The sequence below is a fragment of the Micromonospora alfalfae genome (assembly GCF_022230925.1).
GTDB classification, from domain to species: Bacteria; Actinomycetota; Actinomycetes; order Mycobacteriales; family Micromonosporaceae; genus Micromonospora; species Micromonospora alfalfae.
The window spans coordinates 74,673-93,863 of the sequence record NZ_JAKKFH010000027.1; the positions used below are offsets into that span (position 1 = coordinate 74,673).

Genomic DNA, 19,191 nt, shown 5'->3' on the forward strand with positions numbered 1-19,191 from the left:
CTCCTCACGCTGGACGAAAGGTCCGACGCGGTTACCCGGCCCGTACGGGGTTAACCGCCGAGCGTCGACTCAGGCGCTGGCCCGCGCCACCAGGGCCGACGGGAAGAGGGTCGCCGGTGCTGCCGGGCGTCCGTCGAGCAGCGCGGTGGCCGCGGCGACGGCGATCCGCCCCACCGGGTGACTCGCCGTGGTCAGCGCCGGGGCGGTCATCCCGGCCAACGGGATGTCGTCGAACCCGGCCACCGCGACGTCGCCGGGCACCCGCACACCGGCGTCCCGTAGGCCCGCGATCACCCCGAGCGCGGTGTCGTCGCTGATCGCGTAGACCGCGTCGATGTCCGGCCAGCGCTGCAGCGCCTCGCCGGCCGCCGTCCGGCCGCGCGCCGCCCGGAAGTCCCCGGGCAGTATCCGCTCCGGTAGGCCCGCCTCGGCCATCAGCCGGCGGTACGTCTGCACCGGGCGTTGCGCGCAGGGCAGCCACCGGGGGCCGGTCACCATGGCGATCCGGCGGCGACCCGAGGCGTACAGATGGCGCAGCACCGCTTCGGAGCCGGCGGCGTTGTCGACGTCGAACGACGGCACTGTCGCCGAGCCGACGCCGATCGAGACCACCCGACCGTGCAACGACCGGGGCACCGCCGCCAGCAACTCCTCGGTGGTGTTGACCAGGATCACCCCGCACACGCTGCGATCCCCGTCGAGTTGGTGGAGGCTGCGGGGGTCGCCGAACGGCAGCCAGTGCAGTGCCACCCCGACACCGGCGGGCGTGCACACCCGGGCGGCCGAGCCGACCACCTGGTGCACGTACGGGTCGTCCAGCACCGCGTCGCTGGTCCCCAGAACGGCCACCACCAGGCGGACGCCGCCGCCGCGGACCAACGCCCGGGCCGCCGGGTTGGGCACGTAGCCGAGCTGGTCGACGGCTGCCGTGACCTGTTTCCGGGCGGCCGGCGACGCGAACCCCGTGCCGGCGATCACCCGCGACGCCGTGGACCGGGACACCCCGGCGACCCGGGCCACGTCCTCAAGAGTGGCCGGTCGCTGCTGTGCCGCTGTCGTCATCATCGCCTCCCGCGGCGGCCCGTCCGGTCGGACCAACGCCTGCGCACATCATGCCCCGGCCCGACCAGCAGCGGTAAGGGGCGGTCCCCGGTTGTGGTGGTAGCGCTCTCAGGTGTGCGATCGTGCCAGGAGATCACCCCGAGAAAGAGGAACCGCCCTCGTGAGCGCCCCCACCAGTCGACCCCTGGCCCCGCACACCGCCTCGCCGAACCTGCGGACGGTGCGGCTCGCCCGCAACGGTGTCGCCGCCACCTTCACCCTCAACGGGCTGGCCGTCGGCAGTTGGTTCTCCCGCGTCCCGGCGGTCCGTGAGGCGTTGGACCTTTCCGCCGGCCGACTCGGGCTGCTGCTGCTGGCGATGAGCGTCGGCGCACTGCTCGCCATGCCCACCTCCGGCCTGCTCGCCCAGCGATTCGGCGCGGCCCGCACCGTGACGATGGCCACCGTGCTGGTAGCGGTCGGCCTGACCGTGGCGGGGCTGGGCGCCACGATGACCGGGTCGTTCGCCCTCGTCGCCCTGGGGTTGGTTGCCCTCGGCTACGGCTCCGGCGCCTGCGACGTGGCGATGAACGTCGAGGGCGCGGCTGTGGAACGGCGGCTGGGCCGGACGATCATGCCCCGTTTCCACGCCGGGTGGAGCCTCGGTTCGGTGGCCGGGGCGGCGCTTGGCGCCGGGGCGGCCCGCTTCGACGTGTCGGTCGGCGCGCATCTCGTCGCTGTGGCGGTGGTCGTGTTGACCGGCACCGCGCTCGCCGCCCGGACGTTCCTGCCGGTGGGCAGCGACCACACTGGTGACCCGGCGGACGCCACCCCCGCCGCCCGTCGCCGGGCGCAACTCGCCGCCTGGCGAGAGCCGCGCACCCTGCTGATCGGGCTGTTCGTGCTGGTGGCAGCGTTCACCGAGGGTGCCGCCAACGACTGGCTGGCCGTCGCGTTCATCGACGGACGGGACCTCAGCGAGGCTGCCGGCGCGGCGGTCTTCGCCGTCTTCGTGGTGGGCATGACCGTCGGACGCACCCTCGGCACCATCGCGCTGGACCGGTGGGGTCGGGTGCCCGTGCTCAGCGGCACCATCGGCCTCGCCGTTGTCGGCGCCGGCCTGGCCGTGCTGGCGGGCTCCGGGCCGGTGGCCGTCATCGGCGTCGCACTGTGGGGCCTCGGCGCGTCGCTGGGTTTCCCGGTCGGGATGAGCGCGGCGGCCGACGACGAGGCGCACGCGGCGGTACGGGTGAGCGTGGTCGCGGTGATCGGCTACACCGCGTTCCTCGGTGGCCCGCCGTTGCTGGGGCTGATCGGCGACGAGGTCGGCATCCTGCGCGCGCTGCTGGCGGTGCCGCTGCTGCTGCTGCCGACCCTGCTGCTGGTGCCGGTGCTGCGCCCGCCGCACCCCGCCGAGACTGCTCCGTCGGTGGTCAAGAACTGACCCACTTCGCTGCCGGGCGGTATCGGGTGCGTGGCCGACTGCGCCGCGCGCCCGTGCTGGTTACGGTCGCCCGATGCCAACCGACGAGATCACCGCCGGCGCGGCGGGTAGCTGGACCCTGGGTTCTACGTCTCGCCCGGCGGCGCCCTGCGCGTCGGCACCGGGCCGGCCCGCTACGCCACCGAGTTGATCCGCGCGGCGCTCGCCCCGTACCCGGAGGACCTGACCCAGCTCGGTTGACCGCCCGCCCGGCCACCGCTCAGGCCCGCACCACGTGTACGACGATCTCGTAGCCTTCGCCCACGGTGCCGGAGAAACCCTCCGACAACGCGTCCAGCACGGTCAGCTTGAGCGCGAGGGTCTCGTGCGCGATGAGCTTCTGATGCGCGGTGATCGCCGCCGCCACCTCCGGGGACGCGGCGATCGACACCGTGATCCGGTCGGCGACCTCGAAGTCGGCGTCGCGGCGGGCCTGTTGGATGATGCGGACGACGTCGCGGGCGATGCCCTCGGCGGCCAGCTCGGGGGTGATCTCGGTGTCCAACGCGATGGTCGCGCCGCGCTGGGACTCCACCACCCAACCGGTACGCGGCACCTCAGTGATCAGGATGTCGTCCAGGCCCACCTCGACCTGCGCGCCGTCGACAGACAGCGGGTACGTCCCGTTGGTCCGGACGCCGTCGACCAGGTCCCGGGGGGCCACGGCGGCAATGGCCTTCGCGACGTGCTGGGTGCGGTTGCCGAACCGGCGGCCCAGGGTCCGGAAGTTCGCCTTGACCTGCACGTCGATGACCCCGCTCTGGGCATCGAGTGGCTGGAGGACCTTGACGTTCAACTCGTCGCCGATGTCGTCAAGCAACGCCTGCGGGAGAACGGTGCCGGCCGGTAGCCCCACGAGCGCCCGGCTCAACGGCTGCCGGATCCGCAGACCGCTCGCCTTACGCGCGGACCGGCCCGCCTCGGCCAACGCCCGCGCCGTGGCCACCTGGGCCGACAACTCAGTGCTGATCAGTGTGGTGTCGGGTGTGGGCCAGGCCGCCAGGTGCACCGACTCCGGAGCTGACTCGGCACCGCGCCGGACGATTTGCTGCCACACCTCCTCGGTGACGAAGGGTATGAACGGCGCCAGTAGCCGCGTGAGGATGTCGAGGCACTCGTACAGGGTGGTGAGGGCATTGGGGTCGCCCTCCCAGAAACGCTGCCGCGACCGCCGTACGTACCAGTTCGACAGGTCGTCGATGAAGTCGGCGAGCAGTCGGCCGGCGCGCGCCGTGTCGTAGTTCTGCATCCGTTCGTCAACGGCGGCCGCGAGGGCGTGGACCTCGCCGACGATCCACCGGTCCAACACCGGTCGCTGGGCCACCGGCTGCGCCAGATGCGGCGCCCACGTCGAGTTCGCCGCGTAGAGGGAGAAGAACGCCGCGGTGTTCCAGTAGGTCATCAACACCTTGCGGACGATCTCGTCGAGCGGGCCGGGCCCGATCCGGCGCGGCGACCACGGTGAGCCGGAGCAGGCCATGAACCAGCGCACCGCGTCGGCCCCGTGCGTGTCCATCAACGGGATGGGCAGCAGGATGTTGCCCAGGTGTTTGCTCATCTTGCGGCCGTCCTCGGCCAGGATGTGCCCGAGGCAGACGACGTTCTCGTACGGGGACCTGTCGAAGACCAGCGTGCCGACCGCCATCAGCGTGTAGAACCACCCCCGCGTCTGATCGATCGCCTCGCAGATGTACTGGGCCGGGTAGGTGCGCTCGAAGATCTCCTTGCTACCCGGCACGTGGGGGTAGCCCAACGACGCGAACGGCATCGCCCCGGAGTCGTACCAGGCGTCGATCACCTCGGGGACCCGGGTGGCGACCTGGCCGCAGTCCGGGCAGTTGAAGGTGATCTCGTCGACGTACGGGCGGTGCGGGTCCAGCTCGGACAGGTCTGCGCCGGCGAGCTTCCCGAGCTCCGTACGGGAACCGACAGCTGTCACGTGGTTGTCCGGGCATCGCCACAACGGCAGCGGGGTGCCCCAGTACCGGGAGCGGGACACCGCCCAGTCGATGTTGTTCTTCAGCCAGTCGCCGTAGCGGCCGTGTTTGATGTGCTCCGGGAACCAGTTGGTGTTCTCGTTCTCCCGGGTCAGCTCGTCGCGGACCTCGGTCGTCCGGATGTACCAGGACGGCTGCGCGTAGTACATCAGCGGGGTGTGGCACCGCCAGCAGTGCGGGTACGGGTGCTCGAACGGCTCATGCCGGAACAGCCGACCGGACGTCCGGAGACGGTCGATGAGCAACGCGTCGGCGTCCTTGAAGAACACCCCGCCGACCAGGTCGATGTCGTCGTTGAAGCGCCCGTTCGGGGCGACCGGGTTCACCAGCGGCAACCCGTACGCGCGGCAGACGGCGAGGTCGTCCGCGCCGAACGCCGGCGCCTGGTGCACCAGCCCGGTGCCGTCCTCGGTCGTGACGTACTCCGCGAGGACCACCCGGTGTGCGTCCGGGATGTCCACCAGGTCGAACGGCCGCTCGTACCGCAAACCTTCCAGGGCCGACCCCGGCAGGGTCGCCAGGATCTCCGCCTCGTCGCCGAGGACCCGCCGGGTCAGCGGTTCGGCGACGACGAACGTGCCCTGCCCGGTGCGGGCGAGGTCGTACGTCACGGCGGGATGCACGGCGACGGCGGTGTTGGACACCAGGGTCCACGGGGTGGTGGTCCAGATCAGCAGGTCGACGCCGCCGTGTCCGGCTACCTCCCCGCGCAACGGGAACCGCACGTACACGGACGGGTCGGTGACGGTCTCGTACCCCTGCGCCACCTCGTGGTCGGACAGGGTCGTTCCGTCGCGGGTGCAGTACGGCGCGACCCGGAAGTCCTCCACCAGTCGCCCGCCGTCGTGGATCTGCTTCAGTGACCACCAGACGCTGTCCACGTACTCAGGGGACATTGTCTGGTACGGATGCTCCAGGTCGATCCAGTAACCCATACGCTCGCTGAGCTGGACGAACTCGTCCACGTGCCGCAACACGGAGGTGCGGCACAGGGCGTTGAACTCCGCGACGCCCATCCGCTCGATGTCGGGCTTGCCGCTGAGCCCCAGTTCCTTCTCCACAGCGAGCTCAACGGGCAGACCGTGGCAGTCCCACCCGGCGCGGCGCGGCACCGAGAAGCCCCGCATCGTCCGGTACCGGGGGAAGAGGTCCTTGAAGACCCTCGCCTCGATGTGGTGGGTGCCAGGCGTGCCGTTGGCGGTCGGCGGCCCCTCGTAGAACACCCACGGCGGACCGTCGGCCGTCTGCTCCAGACTCCGGTTGAACACGTTGTTGGCCTGCCACCACTCGATGACCGCGCGGTCCAGCCCACCAAGGTCGATCTTGGTGGGAAGTGGCACGAATGGCGACTTCGACGGACCGTCCGGCACCGACGTTCTCCCTACACTTCACGTCCGCTCGCGAGGGCATCAGCTCGATGCCCACACGGGGACGAAGTGCCGGGCGTATGGCCAGGACCCCGCGGTACCACCCCGCTTGCGCCTCGATGGTGCAGGCGCCGCTCAATTTCGCGACGTGACGTGCCGCGACGTCCGGTTCTACTGGGGCGGCGAGGCTGCCCGTTCTTCCGGAGGCTCCCCGGTGATGGCCGGATCGGTGCCGATGCCGCCCAGCATAGCTGCCCGTGCGCGGCGTCGGTGGCCGGAGCGCTAGGTGTGCAGCCAGACGCGGAGAGGGCCGGTGGTGGTGAAGCCAGCGGAGAGCGCCGGAGGAAGGTCCGCTGTGGTTTCGTAGCCGACCAGCGGCGCGTTGGGCACTGTGGCGCACACCGCGCGCCAGATGTCCCGGGAGGTGTCGGTGCGGGTGAACAGGTTGGAGACGCCGTACGGACCGTCGCCGCTGAGCACCGCTCCACCGGTGAGCACACCGCTGTCGCCGTGGCGGGCGAGAATCCGAACCCGGGGGTCGGCCAGGAGCGCGGGGCGGAACAGCTCCCCACCGCCGTGGGCCGCCGCCCAGGCCGTCAACTCGTCGGGTGTGGTGACCGGGGCCAGCGGGTTGTCGGCAGGTGGTGCCGACGGTGGCCGGTAGATCCACTGCGCGTCGAAGAGCACCCGGAATCCGTACCCGGACAGGTCGAGGTCGGCGAAGCTGTCCTTCACCGACGCACCGGGCCCCGCGTCGATCCGGGCCAGCAGGGTCTCGGCGTCGACGCCCGGTCGCACTGTGACGGCGTCCGGGTACCACTGCGGCGAACGGTGGGGAACCGACCAGGCGTCGGCGTCGGTACGGCCGGCCAACCCCTGGCTGCCGCAGACGATGTCGCACCATTCGGCGTTGTTGCGGGCCGCCGTCCGCACGTCCTCCAGCACGTCGGGCAGCTTAGCCAGGGTCAGCGGAGTCGGGTGAGCAGGATCCGGCCGCCCTCGTGGACGCCACCGTCGATGGCGATGACTCTGTCGTCGGCGTACCGCAGCGCGACTGTGACATCCTGCGGCGCCACGCCGAAGTGCTTGGTGAGGGTGCTGTGGCCGTGGACGAGCACGCTGCCTCCGAGCGTGCGCAGCATCAGCGACACCGGATCGTCGGGGTGCGCCCGCACCGCCGCACGAAAGGCGCCCCGATCGCTCATCCGGCCACAGAAGTCCAGCCACGCCGCCGGGTCGCTGGAGCCGAGAGCCGTGGTGACTGCCGCGTTCACGGCGGCCACACTGGATCCAAGCTCCAGGTACCGGGCGGTGTCGGAGTGCACGAGCAGGAACCCGTCGACGACCGCTACCGCAGGCAGCCGCGTCATCCACTCGACGTGCTGTGGCGTCAGCTGGTGCAGGTCCTTCTCCCGTCCGCCGAACCGGGCCCAGCCACCGCGGAACCCGCCGGGTTGGTCCCAACCGGCGACGGGCATGGTGCCGAACCGGTGCGCGGCGAGCAACTGCGCCTCGTGGTTACCCAACAACGCCCCGACGTGGCCGCCCGCCGCTCGCGCGGAGACGGCGAGCCGCTGGATGTCGTTGATGACGCCGATACCGTCCGGGCCGCGATCGACGTAGTCGCCGAGCAGCCACAGCAGCGCGCCACCCCCGGACCAGTGCCCCGTGTGGTCGACGAGCCCGGCCTCGCGAAGTGACTCCCAGAACTCGGAGCGGTGACCGTGGATGTCCGCCGCCACGTACAGCGGCGTCGGCACGTGGCGGTCGGCGGTCGACCGCCACGTCCTCTCGTCGAGCGTCACCATGCCGCCACGGTAGGGAGTGCCGCTGGCCGGCCGCCAATGCCTGCAAGTCTTCGGCAGGGAGTCAGCGGCGGAGCACGTCGAGCAGGTCGGCACCAATCGTCTGGATGGCGGACGCCTCCAGCGAGTACCGGACAAAGTGCCCAGCCCGCTCCGCCCGAACCAGTCCAGCGACGCGCAGAGCGGACAGGTGCTTGGTCACTGTGGTCTCGTCGAGGCGCCAGAGCCGGGCGATCTCCCGCGCTGACCTGGGCTCCACCGCGATCGCGCGGCACACCTCCAGACGCGCCGGATGAGCGAGCACATCGAGCCGCCGCAGGGTCAGTCGCCGGTCGGCAGCACGCTCCGGCGGCGGGAACGGGTAATGCACCACCACCGGGCGGCCCGTCTCGTCGGCGACGTACACGTGTGGAGTGCCGAAGACGGTGGGGACCAGCACCAGCCCACGTTCGGACACCGCCAACGACTTGCTCTGCACCTTGTCGATGGTGACGCGGCCGTCCTCACCGATGGCCACCGCAGGCGACAGACCAGACAATGCGGCGCGGAGGCCGCCGCGCGCACCCATGCGTGCTCGCGCCCGCACCTCACCATCCAGCGCGGGCTCGATCCGGTGCCACTCAGCCGCGAAGAAGGCCGACCAGCAGCCCTCCAGAATGTCGACCACTGCGGCCTGCGCGGCGGCGGGCTTGTCCAGGAGCAGTCGCACCGCCCGCGTCGCCCCCGCTCCCCGCGCCCGCGACAGCGCCACCAATTCGGCACCCACGCGCTGGTCGGCCACGTCGGCGGACCGACCGCCCACCCGCAGCAGCGGCCGAAGCATCGCGGCGGCAAACTGCGCGGCAGGCATCCTCCGGAGTGCCGTCACCGCCTGGACCCAGTCGAGGGCGGGCGGCAGCGTCGGATCCGCGAACACTGTCGCGCGGACCGCTCGTACCGCGAACGACCAGGCGCTCAACTCTGCGGCCAGGTCGTCTGGCAACTCCCCGAGCACTCGCTCCGCCCACTCCGCCCGCTCCGGGTGATGCTCGGTGCCGACCAGCACATGCCACGCCCAGGCCAACTCCACGATCGGGGACACCGCGAACGTCACCGCCGCGGCCCGATCGGCGGGAAGTGGAAAGGTGATCGGCACGACCACACCCTAGGCGGCGGCGGTGGTAGTGGGGACGGGCCAGGACGTCGCGTTCCCGCATCGTTCGAGGTGGTGGCGGATAACGGGTAGCTCAGGGGGCGTAGACCAGGTCCATCGTGTCGGTGTGCCCGGACCAGCGCAGGTCGAGCCGCCAGCAACCGGCCTCCGGCAGGTCGATGATCGACGGCCCTGGCCCGCCGGCGACCTCCCGGATCACCCGTGTGTCGGTGCCGTCCAGCCTCGCGGTGATCACCAGGGTTGCCGGTGCGGTCGAATCGGGCGAGGTCGTGGCGGCGCGAGCCACCCAGAGGATCTTGTTGTTCGACCCGTCCGTCCGGACCTGCCGCAGCGGATGGGCGAACAGCACCGCCACGATGTCACCCTTCGCGCCGAAGACGTGCGGAACCCGCGCGTCCCCGCTGAACCCGGCGTCCGCCCAGTCCGGCAGCGACCCCGTCTCGACCCGCGCCGCGCAGGCGGTCGCGGTGCTCGCCGTGGTGGCCGCACCCGCCGTCGGCGCCGCTCCGCCGGCCGTGGTCGTACACCCCGCCAGCAGGACCACCGAGGATGCCAGCATCAACCTGCCCCAGGAAACCATCTCGCCCCTTCCGGTACGCGTCGAGCACTCGTCGCACCTATCCGACACCGCCCGGGCCCGCCGGGTTCCTGGTGCTCTGACCGGGAGCGTGCGTAAGTCATCACGGGCGCCTGTGAGGATGCCCAGGTGGACCGGTGGACGACTCGTATCCGCGTCCCACGCTCCCGCCTTCTGGGTTCTCGCCGACGTCGAGGGCAACGAGGCCTGTGTGACGACCTGGCAGGGCCGAGACGACTCGTAGACCGGCCTGACCGGCCAGGAAACACCGCTGCCACCTCGGGCCGGCGCCGACTGTCGACGCGTTTGTCCGACTAATTCGCTATCCGGTGGCCGGTGCGCAGTGCTACACAACCGAGGTGCAGCACATTTTGGATTTCCCCGAGGTCCTGCGGCTGATCGAAGACCGCTCGGCCGCGTTCCGGGCCGCGATCGCGTCCGCCCCCGACCTTGACGTCCAGGTCCCGACCTGTCCGGACTGGACGCTGCGCGAACTCGCGCAGCACCTCGGCGACGGCCGCCGCCGCCAGGCCGCCATCGTCGCGGCGGGCCCGGGCGCTGAGCCCCCGGCGAGGACGGACCCGAAGGGCGCCCCGACTGCGCCCCGCGACCGCGAAGCCCTGGACGCCTGGCTCGCCGAGTCGACCGGGCTCATGCTCGACGCGATGCGCGCGGCCGGCCCGGACCGCGGCTGCTGGACCTGGTGGGGCCGCTCGCAGGCCCCGGAGACCAGCGGAGCCGTGGCCCGCCACCAGATCCAGGAGTTGGCCGTCCACACCTACGACGCCCAGCTCACTCAGGGGGTCGCACAGCCGCTGCCGACGGACGTCGCGGTCGAGGGAGTCGACGAGTTCCTGACGACGGTCGCGGCGACGACCGTCCCCTGGCCGTTCAAGCCGGCGACCATCGACCTGCACACGACCGAGGGCCGCTCCTGGCGCCTGACCCTCAACGCCGACGGCGTCCGCTGCGACGACCTCGCCGCCGACGCGCAGCCAGGCGACATGGCGATGCGAGGCGCAGCGAGCGACATGGTCCTCTACTTCTACGAGCGAGTCCCACTCGACGACCTGGAGACGACCGGCGACATCCAGCCGATGGAGCAGCTCGCAGACTGGGACCCGAACGCGTACTAGCCCAATGAGCGCGCGATCTCGATCGCCTCGGCCTTGGTGAGGGTGCCCTCAAGCCGGTAGCTGACGTCGTTGTCCTGCCAGATCAGGGTCGAGCCGGCAAGCCGGGCGGTCTCCCGGCGGATTCCGCCCGCCCGGTCCACGTAGGACAGGATGTGCGGGCCGTCGACCCAGACGGCGAAGTCGCCGTTGACCTGGACCCAGTTCGCGCCCGGCGGGATGACCTCCTTGTGGAAGGCCAGGTCGAGGCGACCGTCGAACGCGTCGACGCGTAGCGCGCCCCCGTCGTAGAGCAGCGTCGCCACCCGGTACCGCCCCGTGGCGTCCGGGTCGGCTATCAGCACCTGCTCGGGCGTGCCCAGCATCGCCGGCAGGCGGATCGGAAACCGCACCGACCGTTGGGCCTCGTCCAGGGCGACGGCCCGCTGCCCGGGCAACGGCGAGGCGGTGCCGCCGGGAGGCGTCGGGGTGGGTGAGGTGGCGATGCTGACCCCGGCGAAGCGCAGCAGCCCCGTGACGACGTCGGCGATCGCGGCCCGCGTCGGCGGCAACAGCGCCACCAGCAGGGCGACGAGCGCGACCGCGGCGAGCGACCGCCACCGTCGCCGCCGGGGCGCGGGCGCGGGCGCGGGCGTGCCGAGTCGTACGCGGACGCGGGCGCTCACGTCGGGCGGATCGGGGGTGTCCAGCCAGGCGGACAGGTCGCGCAGTTCCCGTTCGAGGTCACCCATGCCGGACCTCCTCACGGTCGAGCAGGCCGCGAAGCTTCGCCAGCGCCCGGGACGTGCGCGACTTCACAGTGCCCCGGGGCCAGCCCAGAGCCGACACCGTCTCCTCCTCGGTGAGATCGAGGAAGAAGCGGCAGACGATCACCTCGCGGTCCCGTACCGGCAGTTGTCGCAGTGCCTGCACGAGCGACGCCCGGCGCTCACCGGCGAGGACCGCGCCGACCGCGTCGTCCTCGGCGACCTCGGACGTCGGGTCCGCTGCCGCCGCCCGCAGCACGAGCCCGTCGCGCCGACCACGGGAGCGGTGCAGGTTGCGGGTCTCGTTCGTGACGATCGCGAGCAACCACGACCGGAAGGACGCGTCACCCCGGTAACGGGACAGCTTCCGGTACGCCTTCACAAACGCCTCCTGGATGACGTCCTCGGAGTCCGAGCCCGCGCCGAGCAGCACCGCCGTCCGGTACGCGGACGCGGTGTGCCGGGCGACCAGGAGGTTGTACGCCTCCAGGTCACCCGCCCGAGCGCGGGTGACGAGCGCCTCGTCGTCCAGGGGAGCCTCCGTTTCGGATCACACTCATGACACCGCCCACCCGCCGTGGGTTCCACCCGGATATCCCGACGCAGGTCAGCTCTCTCCCATCCGGCGTGCAGCGTATTGCCAGGAACCGGTGCTGCACTGGAGGGACGTCGAGGAGAGGGGCCGGGCATGAGCTGGTTCAACCGCCGGTCACGGGGCGCCGAGGTGACCCCGACGAAGCTGGATCGGGAGGCGACCCGCGACGACCTCGCGGCGCTGGAGGCGTTCGTCGCCACCCGGCGCGGGGTGGAGTTCTACCTGGAACCGGAGACGACCGCGACGGACACCACGGTGATGGCGATCGCCCACGACGGCGAGTGGATCCGCCGTCGTACCGGAACGCCCCGCGCGGCTGGGACCATCGCCCGCAAGCACGCGGTGCCGCTGTACGAGGCGGCGCGCACCGGCTACCCGGAACGGATGCGGACCTGGAGCCGGGCCCACCCGGAACGCCACGCCCGCTGAGGCCAGGTCAGCGCGGCTGGGCCGGCGCGGGTGCGCGCGAAGCGGTGGCGCGGGCCTGCACCCGCCGGAATTCGGGTGAGGTGACAGGGCCTGATGCCCTCCCCGGGATTGATCGCGGACACTGGTGGGGCGTTCGCCGATCCCAGGTGATGGTGTCGGCCGACGCCGCGCTGCCGGATGATCGGCGCAGGCCAGAGTTCGTTCGGACGTCCTTTGCTCTGCTTACCTATGCGCACCAGGAACGGAGCGTCACTGGTGCCTATAGGTAAGCAGAGCAAAGGACGTCGGGCATTGAGCGGGGGCATTGCGGCATGCCGATTCGCGCTCGCACCAATCGCTGAAGCCCGATGGGTTCCGTCCGTCTGGTAGGGCGGGACCGGCGTTGACCGGCGGCGCGAGGGTGTGGCAGCATTCGCGGCCTGACGGCAGTGAAGGAAGTCGGTGCGATTCCGACGCGGTCCCGCCACTGTCACCGGGGAGCGATCCCCCCTCGTGAGTCACGGCCGTGCGTCTGCGGTTGGAAGGCCGGGGGAGAGCGTCGATCCGGAAGCCAGGATACTTCGGCCGTCGGGACGTACCCCAGGGCGTGGACACCCGAGGAGGACCCGATGACGCATAGCGTCTTATTCATCGACGATCATCGTCGTATTGCGCTCCAGGCAGCGCGCTCCAGGGACATCGGCCACCGGCACCGCTGAGCTGATCGCCCGCCGCTGACCGGCCCCGACGCACGCGTCGGTGCGCCGTTCGCCCGGGCCGTCGTACCGGCTGACGCCGAACCCACCCGCATCGCCCGGTCGCCCCCCTGAGGGCCCAGGGCGTCACTTTCCGGAGCCTGCCGTGCGCATCCTGCTGCTGTCCACCGCCGACACCGACCTGCTGGCCGCCCGCGCCAGCGGTGCCGACTACCGGCTGGCCAACCCCGCCAGAGTCGCCGCCGACGAGGTGCCCGCCCTGCTCGACGGGGTCGCCCTCGTCGTCGTACGGCTGCTCGGCGGTCGGCAGGCGTGGCCGGACGGCCTCGCCGCGGTGCTCGCCACCGGCGTGCCGACGGTCGTGCTCGGCGGTGAGGCGCTGCCCGACGCGGAGCTGATGGCCATCTCCACAGTGCCGTCCGGGGTCGTCACCCAGTCGCTGGCGTACCTGGTGGAGGGCGGTCCGGACAACCTCGGGCAGTTGGCCCGGTTCCTCTCCGACACGGTGCTGCTCACCGGCGAGGGGTTCGCCGCACCAGCGCCCACCCCGGCGTACGGCGTGCACGGCGACCACCCCACCGACCCGGACCGGCCCACAGTGGGGATCGTCTTCTACCGGGCACACGCCCTGGCCGGCAACACCGGTTTCGTCGACGTGCTCGCCGACGCGGTCCACCAGGCCGGCGGCAACCCGCTGCCGATCTTCTGCGGCTCGCTGCGCGGACTGACCGCGGGCGCCGGCCCACTCGGGCTCTTCGCCCGCTGTGACGCGCTGCTGGTCACGGTGCTCGCGGCCGGCGGTGCGGTCGCCGCGGATGCCTCCGGTGGCGGCGACGAGGACGCCTGGGACGTCGGCGCCCTGGCGGCCCTGGACGTGCCGGTCATCCAGGCGCTCTGCCTCACCAGCACCCGCGCGCAGTGGGCCGACAGCGACGCCGGCCTGTCCCCGCTGGACGCCGCCATGCAGGTCGCCATCCCCGAGTTCGACGGTCGGATCGTCACAGTGCCGTTCTCGTTCAAGCAGATCGACGCCGACGGGCTCTCGGTATACGCCGCCGACCCCGAGCGGGCCGCCCGGGTCGCCGGGATCGCGGTGCGCCACGCCCGGCTGCGGTACGTGCCGCACGCCGACAAGCGGGTCGCCGTGGTGCTCAGCTCGTACCCCACCAAGCACTCCCGGGTCGGCAACGCTGTCGGGCTGGACACCCCGGCCTCGGCGGTCCGGCTGTTCGCCGCGCTGGCCGAGGCCGGCTACGACCTGGGTGACGCGCCGCCGCCCGACGACGGCGACGCGCTGATCCACGCCCTGATCGCCGCCGGTGGTCACGACGTGGAGTGGCTCACCCCGGAGCAGTTGGCCGCCGCCGAGGCCCGGATACCGGGGACGACGTACCGGCGTTGGTTCGACGAGGTACCGGCCGAGCTGCGCGAGCGGATGCGGGAGCACTGGGGTGAGCCGCCGGGCGAGCTGTACACCGAGGGCGGCGACATCGTGCTCGCCGGGCTGCGCTTCGGCAACGTGGTGCTGTTGATCCAGCCGCCTCGGGGCTTCGGGGAGAACCCGATCGCCATCTACCACGACCCGGACCTGCCGCCCAGCCACCACTACCTGGCCGCGTACCGCTGGTTGACCGCGCCGGTAGCGGACGGCGGCTTCGGCGCGGACGCCGTGGTGCACCTGGGCAAGCACGGCACCCTGGAATGGCTGCCCGGCAAGGGCCTCGGCCTGGCCGCGGACTGCGCCCCCGACGCGGTCCTCGGTGACCTGCCGCTGGTGTACCCGTTCATCGTCAACGACCCCGGCGAGGGCACCCAGGCCAAGCGGCGGGCACACGCCGTGGTCGTCGACCACCTGGTCCCGCCGATGGCCCGCGCCGAGACCTACGGCGACCTCGCCAAACTGGAACAACTGCTCGACGAGTACGCGACAGTGCAGGCCCTCGACCCGGCGAAGGTGCCCACCGTGCGGGCCCAGATCTGGGACCTGGTACGCGCCGCCGAGCTGCACCACGACCTGCACGCCGAGGCGATGCCCGACGCCGACGACTTCGACGACTTCGTGCTCCACCTCGACGGGTACCTGTGCGAGGTCAAGGACGTGCAGATCCGCGACGGGCTGCACATCCTCGCCGACGCGCCCACCGGCGAACCACGGGTCAACCTGGTCCTGGCGGTGCTGCGCGCCCCACAGATCTGGGGTGGCGCCCGGGCCCTGCCCGGCCTGCGACAGGCCCTCGCCGTCGCGTACTCCCTCGACGAGCAGGAGCTGCTCGCGTCGCCGGGACAGCGACTGGCGCTGCCTGCGGCGCTGACCGACGTGGTGGACGGGCCGGCCGGCACCGCCGCCGACGCGATCGACCTCATCGAGGTGCTGGCCCGGCGGCTGGTCATCGGCATGGAGACCCTGGACTGGGCAGTGGACACTGTTGACGCGGTGGTGACCGAGGTGACCGGTCAGTCGATCCCGGACGTCGCCGCGGTGCTGCACTTCGCCGCCACCGAGCTGGTGCCCCGACTGGGTCGGACCACCGACGAGCTGACCAACACCCTCGGCGCGCTGGACGGCAGGTTCGTGCCGCCCGGCCCGTCCGGTTCACCCACCCGGGGCCTGGTGAACGTGCTGCCCACCGGCCGCAACTTCTACTCCGTCGACCCGAAGGCCATCCCCAGCCGCAACGCCTGGGACGTCGGGGTGGCCCTCGCCGACTCGCTGCTGGCCCGGCACCTGGCTGACACCGGGGCGTACCCCCGCTCGGTGGGGTTGACAGTGTGGGGTACCAGCGCGATGCGGACCCAGGGCGACGACATCGCCGAGGTCCTCGCGTTGCTGGGCTGCCGGCCGGTCTGGGACGACAGGTCCCGGCGGGTGACCGGCATCGAGGTGGTGCCGACCGCCGAGCTGGGCCGCCCGCGCGTCGACGTCACTGTGCGCATCTCCGGGTTCTTCCGCGACGCGTTCCCACACGTGGTGGCGCTGCTCGACGACGCCGTCCGGCGGGTCGCCGCCCTCAACGAGCCGGACGAGGAGAACTACCTGCGGGCGCACGTCGCCGCAGACCTCGCCGAACACGGCGACGAGCGGCGGGCCACCGCCCGGATCTTCGGCTCCAAGCCTGGCGCGTACGGCGCGGGGCTGCTGCCCCTGATCGACGCCCGGACCTGGCGCAGCGACGCCGACCTGGCCGAGGTGTACGCGGTGTGGGGCGGCTACGCGTACGGCCGGGGCCTGGACGGGCGGGAGGCGCGTGCCGACATGGAACGCTCGTTCGCCCGGATCGCGGTGGCGGTGAAGAACCAGGACACCCGCGAGCACGACATCGTCGACTCCGACGACTACTTCCAGTACCACGGCGGGATGGTGGCGATGGTCCGCCACCTCACCGGCACGTCACCGCAGGCGTACGTGGGTGACTCGGCGATGCCGCACGACGTGCGCACCCGCACGCTGGGCGAGGAGACCCGGCGGGTGTTCCGGGCCCGGGTGGTCAACCCGAAGTGGATCGCCGCGATGCGCCGGCACGGCTACAAGGGCGCGTTCGAGCTGGCGGCCACAGTGGACTACCTGTTCGGCTACGACGCCACAGCGGGTGTGGTCGACGACTGGATGTACGAGCATCTGGCCGCCGCGTACCTCTTCGACGCGACCACCCGGGAGTTCCTGGAGAAGTCCAACCCGTGGGCGTTGCGCGGCATCACCGAGCGGCTGTTGGAGGCCGCCGACCGGGGGCTGTGGGCCAAGCCGGAGCCGGCCACCCTCGACCGGTTGCGCGACACGTACCTGGCCAGTGAGGGCGACCTGGAGGACCGGGTGTGAGCGCGAGGAGTGAGCCGGTTGTGCGAGCCCCGCAGTCGCGAACGAAAGAGGGCGCTGTGAGCGCGAGGAGTGAGCCGGTTGTGCGAGCCCCGCAGTCGCGAACGAAAGAGGACGCAGTGACGATCTACCCGTTCAGTGCGGTGCTCGGCATGGCCGACATGCGACTGGCGTTGCTGCTCAACGCGGTCTCTCCGGCGATCGGCGGGGTGCTGGTGCGGGGTGAGAAGGGGACCGCCAAGTCCACCGCTGTGCGGGCTCTCGCCGCGTTGCTGCCCCCGGTGCGGCGGGTGGCGGGCTGCCGTTTCGGCTGTGATCCGGCCGAGCCGGACCCGGCCTGCCCGGACGGCCCGCATCCGACCGACACCGCCGCCGAGATCCGCCCGGCCCGTCTCGTTGAACTGCCGGTGGGCGCCGCCGAGGACCGGGTGGTCGGGGCGCTGGACCTGGAGAAGGCGATCGGCGAGGGGGTACGCGCCTTCGAGCCGGGCCTGCTCGCCGCCGCGCACCGGGGTGTGCTCTACGTCGACGAGGTCAACCTGTTGCACGACCACCTCGTCGACCTGCTGCTCGACGCGGCGGCGATGGGCCGCAGCCACGTCGAGCGGGAGGGCGTGTCGGTCAGCCACGCGGCCCGGTTCCTGCTGGTCGGCACGATGAATCCGGAGGAGGGGGAGCTGCGCCCGCAGCTGCTTGACCGGTTCGGGCTCACCGTGGAGGTGGGTGCCAGCCGGGATCCGGAGGTCCGGGTCGAGGTGGTCCGTCGGCGGCTGGCCGCCGACGCGGACCCGGTGGGCTTTGCGGCCCGCTGGGCCGATGCCGACGCGGAGATCGCCGGCCAGGTGGCCGCCGCCCGTCGCCGACTTCCCGGGGTGCGACTGCCGGACGCCGCGTTGCGGCAGATCGCCGAGGTGTGTGCGGCGTTCGACGTGGACGGGATGCGGGCCGACATCGTCACCGCCCGTACCGCTCTGGCGCACGCCGCCTGGCACGGCCGGGACCGGGTCACCATCGACGACGTCCGGGTGGCCGCCCGGCTGGCGCTGCCGCACCGTCGTCGCCGCGACCCGTTCGACACCCCGGGGCTGGACGAGAAGCGCCTCGACGAGGCGCTGCAGCGCGCCCAGGACGCGCACCCCGACGACCCGGACGACGCCGGCCCCGACGGCAGCGGCCCGGCTGGTGGCGGTGGCCCACAGGGCGGTGGGCCGGGCGGTGGCGGCGGCCCGAACGGGGGTGGACCAGACGGCGACGGCCCGAGTGGCGGCGGGCCGCAGCACGGCGACGTCGGCGACCTCGGTGAATCCGAGACGGCTGGGCAGTCCTCGGCGCGTGACGGCGCTGGCCCGGACGCGCGCGGCGACGGACCGGACGGTGCCGACGGTTGGCCGCAGCGTCAGACGGGCGACCGGGGCGACGGTTGGCCGCAGAGCCCGGCCGGCGACCGGAGCGGCGACGGTCGGCACGCGCGCACGCCTGACGGCCGGCAGTCGGCGGCCGGTGACGGCGACCCGACCCGCGGCGCGGAGTCCGAGCCGGTGGCCGTACCCCGGGGTGGGCTGAAGGCGCGGGTGCTCACCGCGCCCGGCCTGGGTGACGGGGTGCCGGGCCGGCGGTCACGGGCCCGCACCGGTCGGGGCCGCACCACCGGCGCCCGGGTGCCGGCGGGTCGGGTCGGCGCGCTGCACCTGCCGGCCACGATCCGCGCCGCCGCGCCGCACCAGGCGGCCCGGGGCCGGCTCACCGGTCCGCTGCGACTGCGCCGTGATGACCTGCGGGAGGCGGTTCGTGAGGGGCGCGAGGGCAACCTTGTGCTCTTCGTGGTGGACGCGAGCGGCTCGATGGGCGCCCGGCAGCGGATGACCACGGTGAAGGACGCGGTGCTCGCCCTGCTCACCGACGCGTACCAGCGGCGCGACAAGGTCGCGGTGATCGCGTTTCGGGGTGGCGGCGCCCGGACCCTGCTGCCGGCGACCTCGTCGGTGCTGGCCGCCTCGACCCGGCTGGCCGAGCTGCCCACCGGAGGGCGTACGCCGCTGGCCGAGGGGTTGCTCGCCGCCGCGGACCTGTTGCGGGTGGAGCGTCTGCGCGACCCGAAGCGCCGCCCGCTGGTCCTCATCGTCACCGATGGCCGGGCCACCGCCGGCACCCGTCCGTTGGACCGGGCGGCAGCAGCCGCGAAGGTCCTGGCGGCGACAGGCGCATCCTGTGTGGTCGTCGACTGCGAATCCGGCCCGGTCCGCCTGCACCTGGCCGCCCGCCTGGCCACCCAGCTGACGGCCCCGCGAACCCCCCTGGAAGCCCTCACCCATCCCCGCGATCTCGCACTTCCGGTCGCGGCATAGCAGGCGAAGTGCGC

Annotated in this window: 13 protein-coding genes, 1 pseudogene and 1 riboswitch; of the genes and pseudogenes, 6 read left to right on the plus strand and 8 right to left on the minus strand. The window is 72.4% G+C overall.

Going from position 1 to position 19,191, the window contains the following annotated elements; translation table 11 throughout:
* Positions 1-69: 69 nt before the first annotated feature.
* Positions 70-1,062, minus strand: coding sequence for a LacI family DNA-binding transcriptional regulator (locus tag MED01_RS23085; RefSeq protein ID WP_238670652.1), 993 nt, complete (start codon positions 1,060-1,062; stop codon positions 70-72).
* A 160-nt stretch (positions 1,063-1,222) separates the two neighbouring features.
* Here MED01_RS23085 and MED01_RS23090 point away from each other — a divergent pair, with 160 nt between their 5' ends.
* Positions 1,223-2,485 (plus strand): MFS transporter, encoded by a 1,263-nt coding sequence (locus MED01_RS23090; protein ID WP_238670653.1) that lies wholly within the window; start codon positions 1,223-1,225, stop codon positions 2,483-2,485.
* 259 nt (positions 2,486-2,744) lie between these two features.
* On the opposite strand, the gene ileS is transcribed toward MED01_RS23090, so the two are convergent.
* From ileS to MED01_RS23115, 5 genes are all read right to left on the minus strand, one after another.
* Entirely contained in the window at positions 2,745-5,891 is a 3,147-nt protein-coding gene (ileS, locus tag MED01_RS23095; protein WP_238670654.1) for an isoleucine--tRNA ligase, read from the minus strand.
* Positions 5,892-6,170: 279 nt separating this feature from the next.
* On the minus strand, positions 6,171-6,833 hold the full coding sequence (locus MED01_RS23100) for a hypothetical protein (protein WP_238670655.1): 663 nt from the start codon (positions 6,831-6,833) through the stop codon (positions 6,171-6,173).
* Between the two features lie 20 nt (positions 6,834-6,853).
* Positions 6,854-7,696 (minus strand): metallophosphoesterase, encoded by an 843-nt coding sequence (locus MED01_RS23105; RefSeq protein WP_238670656.1) that lies wholly within the window; start codon positions 7,694-7,696, stop codon positions 6,854-6,856.
* Positions 7,697-7,757: 61 nt separating this feature from the next.
* Positions 7,758-8,828 carry an ArsR/SmtB family transcription factor gene (locus MED01_RS23110; protein ID WP_238670657.1) on the minus strand — a complete coding sequence of 357 codons (1,071 nt, stop codon included), beginning with the start codon at positions 8,826-8,828 and terminating at the stop codon, positions 7,758-7,760.
* 91 nt (positions 8,829-8,919) lie between these two features.
* On the minus strand, positions 8,920-9,405 hold the full coding sequence (locus MED01_RS23115; RefSeq protein ID WP_238670658.1) for a hypothetical protein: 486 nt from the start codon (positions 9,403-9,405) through the stop codon (positions 8,920-8,922).
* A 154-nt stretch (positions 9,406-9,559) separates the two neighbouring features.
* Here MED01_RS23115 and MED01_RS23120 point away from each other — a divergent pair.
* Positions 9,560-9,667: pseudogene (locus MED01_RS23120) on the plus strand (VOC family protein); the annotation flags it as partial.
* Positions 9,668-9,782: 115 nt separating this feature from the next.
* On the plus strand, positions 9,783-10,559 hold the full coding sequence (locus MED01_RS23125) for a maleylpyruvate isomerase family mycothiol-dependent enzyme (protein ID WP_238670659.1): 777 nt from the start codon (positions 9,783-9,785) through the stop codon (positions 10,557-10,559).
* On the opposite strand, the gene MED01_RS23130 is transcribed toward MED01_RS23125, so the two are convergent.
* Both MED01_RS23130 and MED01_RS23135 read right to left on the minus strand, forming a co-directional pair.
* Positions 10,556-11,287: a DUF4367 domain-containing protein gene (locus tag MED01_RS23130; protein WP_238670660.1), complete on the minus strand. Its 732-nt coding sequence runs from the start codon at positions 11,285-11,287 to the stop codon at positions 10,556-10,558. The genes MED01_RS23125 and MED01_RS23130 overlap by 4 nt on opposite strands.
* Complete coding sequence (locus MED01_RS23135; protein ID WP_238670661.1) at positions 11,280-11,735, minus strand: RNA polymerase sigma factor; 456 nt, start codon at positions 11,733-11,735, stop codon at positions 11,280-11,282. The genes MED01_RS23130 and MED01_RS23135 overlap by 8 nt, the downstream gene beginning before the upstream one ends.
* A gap of 255 nt (positions 11,736-11,990) precedes the next feature.
* Between MED01_RS23135 and MED01_RS23140 the strand changes: the two genes are divergently transcribed.
* The 3 genes from MED01_RS23140 (at position 11,991) to MED01_RS23150 (ending at position 19,177) form a co-directional block, all read left to right on the plus strand.
* Positions 11,991-12,326 carry a hypothetical protein gene (locus tag MED01_RS23140; RefSeq protein ID WP_238670662.1) on the plus strand — a complete coding sequence of 112 codons (336 nt, stop codon included), beginning with the start codon at positions 11,991-11,993 and terminating at the stop codon, positions 12,324-12,326.
* A gap of 406 nt (positions 12,327-12,732) precedes the next feature.
* A riboswitch (cobalamin riboswitch) is annotated at positions 12,733-12,909 on the plus strand.
* 257 nt (positions 12,910-13,166) lie between these two features.
* Positions 13,167-16,835, plus strand: a complete 3,669-nt coding sequence (cobN, locus tag MED01_RS23145) for a cobaltochelatase subunit CobN (RefSeq protein WP_238670663.1) — start codon at positions 13,167-13,169, stop codon at positions 16,833-16,835.
* 56 nt (positions 16,836-16,891) lie between these two features.
* Complete coding sequence (locus MED01_RS23150; RefSeq protein ID WP_372493704.1) at positions 16,892-19,177, plus strand: VWA domain-containing protein; 2,286 nt, start codon at positions 16,892-16,894, stop codon at positions 19,175-19,177.
* The last annotated feature ends 14 nt before the right edge of the window (positions 19,178-19,191 follow it).

Coding starts and splice junctions, on each gene's coding strand:
- MED01_RS23085 (WP_238670652.1), bottom strand. CDS start 1,062: ATGACGACAGCGGCACAGCAGCGACCGGCCACTCTTGAGGACGTGGCC.
- MED01_RS23105 (WP_238670656.1), bottom strand. CDS start 7,696: ATGGTGACGCTCGACGAGAGGACGTGGCGGTCGACCGCCGACCGCCAC.
- MED01_RS23115 (WP_238670658.1), bottom strand. CDS start 9,405: ATGCTGGCATCCTCGGTGGTCCTGCTGGCGGGGTGTACGACCACGGCC.
- MED01_RS23130 (WP_238670660.1), bottom strand. CDS start 11,287: ATGGGTGACCTCGAACGGGAACTGCGCGACCTGTCCGCCTGGCTGGAC.
- MED01_RS23140 (WP_238670662.1), top strand. CDS start 11,991: ATGAGCTGGTTCAACCGCCGGTCACGGGGCGCCGAGGTGACCCCGACG.